The sequence below is a fragment of the Mesorhizobium sp. WSM4820 genome, assembly GCF_055811075.1.
The window spans coordinates 1-11,715 of sequence record NZ_JBVVQN010000044.1 but is presented as its reverse complement, the minus strand read 5'-3'; the positions used below and the strand labels follow the sequence as shown (position 1 = coordinate 11,715).

2 protein-coding genes and 4 pseudogenes are annotated in these 11,715 nt (G+C 58.0%); 1 reads left to right on the top strand and 5 read right to left on the bottom strand.

What is annotated here, in order from left to right; translation table 11 throughout:
- Positions 1-32: 32 nt before the first annotated feature.
- Positions 33-224 (bottom strand): annotated as a pseudogene (locus AC0L2R_RS33320) (ATP-binding protein); the annotation flags it as partial.
- Positions 211-614: pseudogene (locus tag AC0L2R_RS33315) on the bottom strand (helix-turn-helix domain-containing protein); the annotation flags it as partial. The pseudogenes AC0L2R_RS33315 and AC0L2R_RS33320, both read right to left, overlap by 14 nt.
- 232 nt (positions 615-846) lie before the next feature.
- Here AC0L2R_RS33315 and AC0L2R_RS33310 point away from each other — a divergent pair.
- A pseudogene (locus tag AC0L2R_RS33310) lies at positions 847-1,230 on the top strand (transposase); the annotation flags it as partial.
- Between the two features lie 185 nt (positions 1,231-1,415).
- On the opposite strand, the pseudogene AC0L2R_RS33305 reads toward AC0L2R_RS33310, so the two are convergent.
- The 3 genes and pseudogenes from AC0L2R_RS33305 to AC0L2R_RS33295 all read right to left on the bottom strand — a co-directional run bounded on the left by AC0L2R_RS33305 (position 1,416) and on the right by AC0L2R_RS33295 (position 10,755).
- A pseudogene (locus AC0L2R_RS33305) lies at positions 1,416-2,614 on the bottom strand (IS256 family transposase).
- A gap of 174 nt (positions 2,615-2,788) precedes the next feature.
- Positions 2,789-2,983, bottom strand: coding sequence for a transposase (locus AC0L2R_RS33300; RefSeq protein ID WP_473514031.1), 195 nt, complete (start codon positions 2,981-2,983; stop codon positions 2,789-2,791).
- A gap of 503 nt (positions 2,984-3,486) precedes the next feature.
- Positions 3,487-10,755 (bottom strand): SDR family NAD(P)-dependent oxidoreductase, encoded by a 7,269-nt coding sequence (locus tag AC0L2R_RS33295; protein ID WP_473514029.1) that lies wholly within the window; start codon positions 10,753-10,755, stop codon positions 3,487-3,489.
- Positions 10,756-11,715: the final 960 nt, after the last annotated feature.

Genomic DNA, 11,715 nt, shown 5'->3' with positions numbered 1-11,715 from the left:
TTTTGTATTTCCCCCCCCGTGCGCCACTTTTATTACCCCCCCCCTTTTTTTTTTTGGGGTTTAATTTGCCGCCCCCGGGGCCCCCCCCCAAAAAACCCCCCCCCCCCCCCCCGCTTTTCGCGAAGCCGGTAGCTGTCGCCACGGATGGTGATCACTGTCGAATGATGAAGCAGGCGATCAAGGATCGCGGTTGCCACTACGGGATCGCCAAACACGCTCGCCGCCGACCCACACCCGCGTGTCGCCAAAGTCGATCTGCATCTGATATCCCGGCGCGGTCTCAAACCGAACTGTCGTGCGCTTCTGCGCCTTCAACTCCCGATGCCAATGCTGCACCCGAAGCTCTATCGAACGAAGCCCAATCACGATCCGATGCTCGCCAGTTCCTGGCGAACCACATCGGCGTTGCCGCCATGGCGGAAGAAGCGCTCCCGAAGCCAATCGTCCAGCCCGTCAAACGCCGTCCGCCTCACAGGCTTGCGAAACGGAACAGTCCCGCCTTCGCGCAGATACCGACGCACCGTGTTGCGCGCGCACCCGAATTCCTTCGCCAGCCGCTTCGCTCCCCAGCCAAGCTCATGCAGCCGCAGCATCGCTGCCACCTCTTCAGGCTGCCTGCATCGTTCTCGACAATGCAGGAATCGCCGAAACAATTGTCATCCATGCCTCCTCCCATAACCGAGGGGGTCAGTTCTTCATTTCGTCATGGGGTCAGTTTCTCAATTCGCCCAACACATGCCAGGAATGAAGCGCCTGCTGACGCTGCTCAGCAACAATGGTTGGCGATAAACGACCAAGTGGAGCAGGACTCGAGGCTGAGCTTTGTGACGTTGCCGAGCGCGATGATGCATGCGGACGCCTCGCGTACCCGGGATCGGTACGATCACCGCGACGGCGATCGTTGCTGCGATCGGCGATGGCCGCATGTTCAAATCTGGGCGCGACTTCGCAGCTTGGCTCGGCCTCGTCTCGACAGTATTCGACGGGCGGCCGATCTACACTGCTCGGCATCAGCAAGCGCGGCAACTCCTACATCCGAACGCTTCTGATTCACGGCTCCCGATGCATGCTGAGGTTCTTCAAGAATCCGGCGACCGCCATCGGATTGTGGGTGACCCAGCTGAAGGCGCGCACCCACGCAAAATCGCGGCGGTCGCCCTAGCGAACAAGCAGGCCCGCACTGCGTGGGCGCTGCTCACGCAGGGCACTTTTATGAGACCCGACCGATGACGTAGACGCGTCAGAAGGTCACCAAAGTCTGCGAGCGCAACAAAAGGAATGATGTACCAACAGTCAACCGGCGTAGTTGTGTGCGTCAAGTTCTGCAAAAATGGCGTGGCATTCAACGGTGACGTTGGCGTGTCCGCCGCGCAGCCCCCGTGTTTAGCGGAGCGGCGGACATGGCGGGCCGCGTCTCAGGCGGCCAGTGCCCTCAGGCTCTCCTTCTTGTGCTCGCGCAGATGATCCATGTTGAGGTAGCGGGTCGCCTCGAGCCAGTTCTCGTGGATCTCCACCGCCAATGCCCGAACCAGCCGCAAACAGCTTTGCGGGTTGGGGAAGATGCGAACGACCAGGGTGCGCCGCTTGATCTCCTGGTTCAGCCGCTCCAGCATGTTCGTCGACTTCATGTGCTTGTGATGCGGCAGCGGCAGCCGGTAGAAGCTCAGCGTCTCCTCGATGTTGTTCTCCACCCAATCCACCAGCTTCGGGTATTTGGCCTGCCATTTGGCGATCCACTGCGCCAGGTCGCGCTTGACCTCGGCTAGGTCGCGCCGGTCATAGAACCATCTGAGCTCCATCAGGCAGTCGTCATCGACCTTGCGCGGCACATAATCGAGCGCGTTTCTGAGGAAGTGCACGTAACAGCGCTGCCAGACTGCCTCGGGCAGGACTTCGCGGATCGCTGCCCTGAGCCCCGGATGGTCGTCGGAGACGACGAACTCGACGCCGGCGAGCCCGCGCTGCTTGAGCCCTGCCACGAACGCGCGCCAGCTCGAATGGCTCTCCCGGTTGGCCAGCTCGACGCCGAGCACCTGGCGCCGGCCCTCCCAGTCGACGCCGATCGCCACCAAGACCGCCTGGCTGGCGATCACGCCGGCCTCGCGCGCCCGCTCATAGCGCGCGTCCAGAATGAGGTACGGGTAAGGTTCGGCAAGCCGCTGCTCCAAGAACGCCTTCAGGGCTTCATCCAGCCGCGCCGTCGCCTGGCTTACCGTCGAGGCCGAGAAGGAATGGCCGCACAGTTCCTCGGTGATCGCCTTGACCTTGCGGGTCGACATGCCTTGCACGTACATCTCGACCAGCGCCGATACCAGTGCCTTCTCCGAGCGCTGATAACGCTCAAACAATTCCGTCGAGAACCGGCCGGTCCGATCCTGCGGAACGCGAAGTTCCAGGACCCCAACCCGCGTCACAAGCTTGCGCTCATAATAGCCGGACCGGTAGCCAACCCGCTCCGCGTCCGCTCGCCTTTCTCGGCCCCGATCGCCTCCGTCATCTCGGCTTCCAAAGCCTCCTGCACGACAGTCTGCAAAACTCTGCGGAAGCCGTCCTCATCCGACAACAGCAACGCTTTCAACTCGCCTCTGCTCAGTCTAACTTCTCGATTGGTCATGGCACTTACCCTTCCACGGGAATCGGTGATCGCAACGTCACCAGCGTGCCATGGCCGCCTCGCCTCAGGGCAAGGCCTGTTCTCTCTCCAGAGCTTTTTGCAGAACCTTCAGGACACTATCACCGGCGTCTTCCGAGAACCGGATGGAAGAAGCGGTCGCTTCGCAGGCCGGGTTTAGCTGGGAGGGGGATGCGCGGATCCCATCATGGCCAGGAGCGACAAAGAGGCTCCACGAACAGGCCGGATAGATTGATGCAGACCACGCGTTTCAATCCCCGCCCGACGACAGATCTCCGCGACGGGGATTCCGTCCGATCCCTGCTTCAGAATGAACGCCTTCTGCGCATCCGAGAACTTCGATCCCTTCATGGTCTTCCGCTCCTCCCAGCCATGGGATTGTTACCGGAAAACTCCACTTTCGAACGATCCAGTTTTCAGGAATCGGAACACATGCGGAGCTCAACGTCTCTTATCAGGCGCTCTCTATCGCCAAACCGTTGCTGACCAGATCGACGTCCGACGATCAAGCCTGACCATTTCGCAAGATCGACGACCTCCTTGATCGGCCTTCGCTGCCTGACAAGCTGGGTGGCAAGGCTGTGGCACAGAAGACCGCGACCGCTCCGGAAGATCCGAAACAGGCGACGCGCACTTAAACGATCACATTGGCGGCGTGAAGAATAGAAACAGACCGGACCATCCACCTTCGGTCGAGCTCGCAGGATGTAGTCGACAGGTTAGAGCTCGCCGAAGATGTTGGTGGCGTCACCAGAGGGTTTCTTGAAGCTTAGCCGGAATTGTCTGGCCTTCCGCACTCTCCTTCCGGATCTGGGGATAGCTCGGAGGGGTTATGATGCTCCCGTTCTTTCCGGTTATTTCGAGGGGTGGTTACGTGTGCATATTCGCTCGTACAGGTCGCCGAACGTCCCCGCCTCAATTATCTCATCCAATTGCGGTGACCTCCAGTGGTCGCTTTTCATTAAACGAACTTGAAGTTCTGTGGCGTATAAGCTGTCTCCGCCAACGTCGAATAAGTTGTCGTCCAATCCTATTTCTTCGTTGCCCAGCAGCGACTTGACTTCATCGAGGAAGAGGCTTCTCGGATCGCCTTCCCTCAGCGTGTTGTCCTTGCTTTTTCTGACTTCTCCGCGCGGAGATATTTTCTCCTCATCCGGCCGCTTGTCGGGCGTGATTGTTCGGACCTGGTCGACCCATTGCCCTATGGGCGAAGGCAAGGGTCGCGTCGTTACAATCACCTGGCCGTTCTCAACGGTTGCCAGTATGCGTTTGATGACGTCGATTGGTTCATCCGAACTGAGTGCCAAATCCTTTGCCTGAGATGCTTGGTACGCGGCAGTCACCTGCTCATCGTAGGAGTAATCCCAGTCGTCCCAGTTGGAATTGATCCATCGGACACCGAGTTTGCCCTCCACCTGGCGCGCAAAGGCGTCCATGAACCTGTTGGCAGCTGCATATGCGGCCATCGCCAGCCCGCCGAAGATGGACGCAAATGACGAGAAAAGGAACACGAACTCCGGCGATTGCGCATGCACCGACTGTATCCGCTGGATCGCACCGTAAAGGTTGCGCGTCCCAACGACTTTGGAGGCGAACTCACTGGCAGACGTCGTGTCCGTCATCTCTGAAGGGAACTTCAATTCGGCCAGTCCGACCGCGTGAAAGATCCCGTCGATCCGCCCGAATTCCCGAACCGTTGTGTCAAGCGCCGCCGACAGGCTTTCGAAATCGGATGCGTCGGCCTGGTGAAGAACCAACCGACCTTTTGCGCCGTCAAGCGCCGCCAGTCGGCCCATCCAGGCATCCTCATGGAAATCCACGCGCCCTGAACTCAAAGGGGTGGGGACGGTACGGCGGGTTACCGCGACGACCGTCGCTCCAAGGGTAACGAGGTGTTCGGTCAAAGACAGGCCGATGCGCCCGAGAGCTCCAGTGATCAGATAGACGCCTTCGGGTCGGAGGATTTCCTCGCCGGGAACTCTTGAGGCGAGGGTTACCTCGGGAAAATGCGGCACCCACCGTCGGTTCCCGCGGAGGGCGACGATCGCATCGGGACCAGGTACGTCACGCTCGATTTCAGCACTAAGTTGATAGCCTATATTCGGGTCGTCGATATTCAGATCAACAACCCGGCAATCGACCATTGGATTTTCCTGCGGTAGCACAATGGCGGGACCGAAGACACACGCTTTTTCGGAGTCTACAGGTTCCTCACCGACCTGAACCATCCGGTCGCCAACAATCCAGAGGTCGACTGGAGTCTGGAGCGCCACTGTGGAAAGAACTCGCGCCAAATCGAGTATGGCTTCGTAGCTCCGCACAAGATGAGTCTGCACCGTGCCCGGATCCTCGCACGCGTCCGCTGTGCCGCCTAAGTACCAAAGGCAGACAATGCGGTCAGCGGGACACTCCGAAGCCACTTCAGTATCGAAGAGCGCCTTCAGGCCTTCCCGTGTGGGATCAATAAAGATTGTGGACCCCTTGGTTTTCAGTGGCGAATTTGAGGGTTTCGCGCGTCGGCAAACACGGACAACTACATGACCCGCATCCTCCAACTGCCGTGTGATGCTGTTCGCAAGCTCGTCTCCCTTGCGCTCCGGCTCACCAAAAGGTCGATCGGCGAGTACCAACCAACGAAGCGCCCTTGTACTTCCGCCCCCGGGAACTGCGCGGGGAAGCATTTTCTCTGTCCAAGTCTCGGCATAGGTGAACACTTCCCCCGTGGGCCGTTCTCGCTTCACGGGCTGCCGCGGACGCGTCGAGCTCGCAGGCTGACCATCCGGCCAGCAACGGTGACCGTCAAACGAGTACGTTGGGAGGGAAAGGCGCCGGCGAGCACCGGGCGGTTCTAATTGATCACTGGCCCGCTTCCAATCGACCGCAACACCCGCGACCCACAGCGCCCCAAGGCATTCCAGTAGGACATGGCGGTCAGTGGACCCTCCATCGTTCTCGTCGCGCGCGGCTGGAACAATCGCCGGGATTCTGGTCTTGCGATCCTCTGGATTGATCGCCGCATCTGCGAAACGGGCCAGATCGCGCGACGGGCCAAGGTCAACGAGTACAGTTACACCAGCCGCGACCACGGCATCGAAAGAGCGATCGAACCGGGTAACCTCAGTTGCTTGCCTACTCCAGTGGCTCTCCGGTAGGGGCTCGTTCGCCCCATGCAGAGATCCTGAATTCAGAATGATGGCGACGTCCGGCAATCGCTTTTCAACGATGCGAAACTGCGCGTCGATGATATCAGCCGCTGGTTTCATCAGCGGAGAATGGCTAGGGACGCCAGCTGCATTGAGGAGGTGGTTGGGTATCTTTGCTTGTTCGAGCCTCCCCTGAAGCCTTTCCAGAAGTTCCCGCTTGCCGGTGAACACGACATCGGCTTTTGAGTTTATAACACCGACGCAGATCTCGCCAGCGTCAACTCGATCATGCCAAGCGTCCTCCAAGAGGATACGCTCGGCCTGGTTGAGGCCGCATCTGGCCGCAAGCATAGCTCCGTCGATACCAAGGTTCGCCATCGCGCGGCTACGAATGACCGTCAGCCCCACAGCGTCTTCAAGTTTCAGAATGCCCGCGAGGGTGGCCACTACATATTCGCTCATGCTATGTTCGACAAGATAATCGGGACGCACTCCAAACAGGGTTAGCAAACGCGCCATGGCGTATTGCACGGAGAAAATCATGACACTGATTTCTTCGAAGGAAGCGGTCGCGTATACGTCGTCTTCCCCAAACATGACCGTCTCTAGGTCACGGTCCAGAACCCGACGACTGGCGACGGCACAAGCCTGGAAAGCATTGCCAAAGTCAGGCACGTGATCAAACAGATCCTTGAACATTCCCCGGTGCTGCACTCCGCTGCCCGGCAGCATGAACCCAATTGATGGCGGCGAAAGGGTCCGATAAGCTACACTATCCGCCTCTTTTTCTAACCTCGCGATGGCCATGTCCAAGTTGTGCGCCACAACGACGGTTCGCTGATCGAACTGGCATCTCGCCACGCGTAGCGTGTGGGCGACGTCCCGAAGGTCGGTATCGCGGTTACGCCGCAAAAACGCGGCTAGATCCCGGCAGGCCCGGCTTAACGCCGAGGGGGTCTTTGCAGATAGGCAAAGGGCGTGAGATCCCCGTGCGACCGGTCCGGGCCAAGCCCTTGTATTGTCGCTGTCCCATTCCTGCAGCACGACATGGCAATTGGTTCCGCCGATACCGAGGCCGGTGACTCCGGCAGTCCGAAGGCGTCCATGCGGACGGGGCCAGTGTCTGAGCTGCTCATTGATGAAGAAGGGCGTGTCTTCGAGACCCAGATCTTCGTTTAGCCGGTTGATGTTGATGGTGGCGGGGATTACTCCGTGCTGAAGGGTGAGAACTGTCTTGATAAAGCTCGCGACCCCGGCGGCGGCATTGGCATGGCCGATATTAGGTTTAATTGAACCGAGCGCACAGCCGTTTCCCCTTTCCTCTTGCCCCGCGAAAACCTCTGCAAGAGCGCGGATCTCAATTGGGTCGCCGACCTTGGTGCCAGTCCCGTGAGCTTCGATGTATTCCACGTCTTCAGCGCCGAGTGCCGCTGAGGCAAGTGCCTGGCGCACAACAGCGGTCTGGCCTTGCGCGCTAGGCGCTGTGAAGGAGGATTTGGCGCGGCCATCGTTGTTAATGGCGCATCCTTTTATCACGGCGCGGATCGGGTCGGCCGCCGCGAGGGCCTCTTCGAGGCGCTTAAGAACGACAACCCCAACCCCATCTCCGAACACGGTGCCGTTGGCATCGGCATCAAAAGCTCGGCATACGCCGTCCGAAGAATTGATAAAGTTTTTGACATACTGATAGCCCCCTTGAGGGAAGGTGATACTCGAGCCGCCTGCCAGCGCCATGTCGCAATAGCCGGCCGCGAGCGACTGAGCGGCGACCGCGATCGCCACCAATCCAGTTGAGCATGCGGTTTGCACCGCAAAGCTGGGGCCGTTCAGGTTCAGCATGTAGGACACGCGCGAGGCAAGGTAGTCCTTCTCGTTGCCGAGCTCCGTCAGGAAAGCGAGCGGCGCGTTGGTGAGATCGACGAGGCCGCCACCCTTTAAGTGGTGTAGTAGATAGAGGGGGAGAGAGGAACCTGCGAACACCCCGGTCCGGCCCTCATGCAGGGTTGGCACATACCCCGCCGACTCGAGTGCCTTCCAGCAGCATTCGAGGAAGAGGCGATGCTGCGGGTCCATCAGCGTTGCCTCACGCCTCGAGAGGTTCCAGAAATCTGGATCGAAAAGGTCCACATCGTTGAGATGGGCGCCCACGCGCACATAATCGGAGCGCTTCAGGACAGCCTCCGGAATGCCGCGGGCCTTGAGCTCCTGCTCGGAGAGCGGGGCGATCGAGCAGACCCCTTGGCAGAGGTTTTCCCACAGTGCATCGACTGTTTCCGCGCCGGGGAAACGCCCGGCCATACCAATCACAGCAATGTCCATACCGGGGCCGCGTCGCCCTTCGAATGCCTTGCTATGCGCCCTGCCCGCCAGGACTGGCGGTGTTTTGGGGAGTTTCCGGTTTTGGGGACGTTCTTGCTCGCCGCAGCGCTTGCGCAGAAGAGCGACGAGTTCTTTAAAAGTCGGATTAAGGAAGACCTCCACTACGCGGAGGTCCACCTTCAGACTTTTGCGAAGCTGCGTGCAGAGACGCGCAGCCAGGAGGGAGTGTCCACCGCAGTCGAAAAAGTTGTCGCCCGGATCGGCAGCCTCGGCCTGGAGGAGGTCGCGCCAAGCAGCGAGAAGTGCCGATTCGACCTCATCAGCACCTTTCACTGGGGGGCGCGGCTCTTTCGCGAGGTCGCGGAGGCGCGACCGATCAAGTTTCCCGTTGGCCGCAATGGGCAATTTCGTCAGGGCAACGAACTCTGACGGCATCGCGTAGTGCGGCAGCTCAGACTTCAAATGCGCCCGCAACGCGGCCTCCCAGCCCTTGCACCCGTTCCGCAAGACTACGTAGGCGATCAGTCGATCAGGCTGGCCGGTCGTCGCATTGAGCTCCGGCAATACGGCGGCGGAGCAGACCCCGGAGTACCGAAGCAAAGCGGCTTCAACTGACCCGGGCACGACGCTAAAACCTCGGATTTTCACCATGAAAGCGCAGCGCCCGATAATCTCCAATTGGCCACCGGGCAGCATGCGGCCAAGATCGCCGGTGCGGAACATCGTGCCACCAGCTCGGAACGGGTCGGGAAAGAACCTTTCCCGTGTCATCTCCGGGCTATCGAGATATCCATGAGCCAAGACATCGCCGCCGACGAAGACCTCGCCCAGGAAGCCCAGTGGGAGGGGATCGCGTTGCTCCCCGAGGATATAGACACTGACATTGTGCTGAGGCGGACCGACCGGCACAACCTTTTGTATTTTCGCAGGATCAATCTCGGTCAAGTCAATATGTGTAACATCATGCGCCTCCATTGCGCCGTAGTAATTGATGATTCTGACGTGCGGCAGCGCATCCCTCACACTCGCAAGCAACGCTGCTGTTACCACCTCGCCTGATAAATAAATCAATCGGAGATCCGGAAGGCGGGAGGGGACGTCAAGCAGGCCGCTGCTGAGAACCACATCCAACAGTGAAGGGGTTAGCAATATTCTCGAAATTCGATTTCGTTCCAGGTAGTCGACCAGCTGGTGCGGATCGTAGATAACGTCGTCAGGGATCAGATAGGCCGGAATCCCGGCGAGGATTGGGCGCATTATCTCCAAGAAGATATTGACCGCCTCGCGCTCATCAGGCGCATATGGCAGCGCGCAATAGCGCCAGTGATAAGAGGATACAGCGCATCGGTGAGGGCAGACGACCCCTTTTGGTTCGCCAGTCGTGCCAGACGAAAATCCAATCTGGGCCGGGGCATCGAGATCCACCGCTTCGGGTTTGGCGGGACTGGCCTTGCCGAGTTGTGCTTCCCAACCCTCGTCGAGCGACAGCGCAATACCAGACCAGTCAGGCGGAAGCTTAGCTGCGAAACGTTTATTGGTGACAACGATTTCAACACATGCCTTCTCAAGTATCCGCAGTAGCGCAACCATAGGCTGCGCCTTGTCAAGCCTGACGTAGGCAGCCCCTACCTTAAGAATACCGAACAACGCGACGGCGTATTCAGGTGAAGTATCCATCAGGATAGCCACGTGGGAACCTCGGCTCTGACCATATCCGAGGAGGTGCTTGGATAGAATCTCGCTCAGGTCGTCGAGTTCACGATATGTCATGGTCGCGGCCTCTGACACGACGGCAGGAATGTCGGGGGTGAGAGCCGCTTGTTTGCGGAATTGCTCATGCAGCGTTAGATTAGTATAAGGGAACACCTCGCCGTGTTGGATGGAAGATGGAAGTTGTCCCTTCACCTCGCCAACTTCGCGTAATAGGCTAGACACCACGTCCTCTGTCATGGAATGGGTGAAAAAGTGATCGCTATCAAACATAATCCGGGCGAAGCGCGACGTTGTAAGCCGACGCCATTCGTCTAGGTCATTGGCATTGATCATTTCGTCTTGAACTCCCCCCATCGCGGTGATTGCCGCGCCGAGAGGCGTTGGTAAGTTCCGGTCGTAGGTCTCCACAAGTTCGAAGTCGGCCCGCAGCGGTGGCAAAATGAAGTCTTGTAGGAGCACCTCATTTGCCAGCGCCTCCTTGGGGACCATGCCAAGAATACGGATCACTTCGGTTAACTTGTCGTCCGTGTATCTATACGTAGGCGGCTCATCCGCCGGCACATCCGCCGACTTGTGAGCAGACACGACAACATGGAAGGGAGATGGCCGCCCGGCCTCCTCTAGGGAGCGGGCAATCTCGTAGGCCACGAGGGCACCCGCGCTATGACCGAAGAAAACAAAAGGCCTACCACTGTACGCCTGGAGCGCCTCAATGACCATGGGTACCAGTACGTCCATGCTGCGGATGGCGGCCTCTGCTGACCGTTTGCCGCGCCCAGGAAGATCCAGGCAAATAAGCTCAACGTCGTCGGGGAGATAGTCAGACCAATTACGGAATGACTGTATACTTCCACCTCCATGAGGGAAACAAATTATTCGATACGACGGGTCAATTGAACTCTTCACGATGCTAAGTAGTGCTTTGGTTTTACCAGGAATTTGTTCCATATTCAAACCACTCCATCAAGATTTTGCCTAAAATTACCATCACAAAGACGACGCTGTTGATTTATTAAGATTTAAAGGTTGATGTATATTTCTCTCCATAGAAATGGAAAACCAGCAACAGAACACTCTTCACCGAGGCAGCTCCACACGGTTAGACAGCGCAAAGGAGTAACGAATTCTGTAGATGTCGGACCCACATCCACAAAGTATCTGGCCGCCATATAGTTGTTGCGAGTGCGCGCGATCACGAAACCGTTCTCAAAGTAGGGACTGGCCGAAAGTGAATGGTTCATATTGTCACCAGGAACATACCCGCAGAACGCAGCGGTCGAAAAGACGGATTTTACGAATTTACGTTACCTTTATGTAACGATGTTTTACGATATTAATAACATTATTCAATACATCTTGAAGCAGAGAAATACACGTCTAGATGTTCTGATAAAATCTTCTTCTAGTCGACATCTTATTTTAAATAGCTCCAAAACGATTTCATGCTTGCTCAAGACCATCTGTGCATTAGATTAGCGTGGCTACATGTGAGGACGTAAAAGACGGGAGGGTTCCCGCCATAGCCTCGAGCGGCGTTATCAACTTAACTCGCGTTCAGGGATTTGCGGTATAGACCGATGGCATGAACACCGCGACCGTCAGCTACAAGGGCCATCTTTTCCCGCCGCAGATCATCGCCCATTGCAGTCTGGCTCTCTACAGGTTCCCCTTGAGCTGGTCGAGGAAATGCTGCTGGAGCGCGTTCTATTCGCCCCGCACGCTCAAGACGCTGCGCTCTCGCTACATATTCACCGCCTGCAGGCCATGGCGGAATGGAAAGCTGTGGCCGTGTTCAGCTGACATCAGCGGCCGCAGGTCTCAACGTGTTGAGATGCAGACAACGTGACATCGCCCGTCCCCAGTACTCACGGGCCTTCATTCAGAATCAGCGATTTAGCTGGACCGTGT

Excerpts from the sequence above, each read along its gene's own strand:
- AC0L2R_RS33300 (WP_473514031.1), bottom strand. The coding sequence starts at position 2,983 with ATGAAGGGATCGAAGTTCTCGGATGCGCAGAAGGCGTTCATTCTGAAG.
- AC0L2R_RS33295 (WP_473514029.1), bottom strand. The coding sequence starts at position 10,755 with ATGGAACAAATTCCTGGTAAAACCAAAGCACTACTTAGCATCGTGAAG.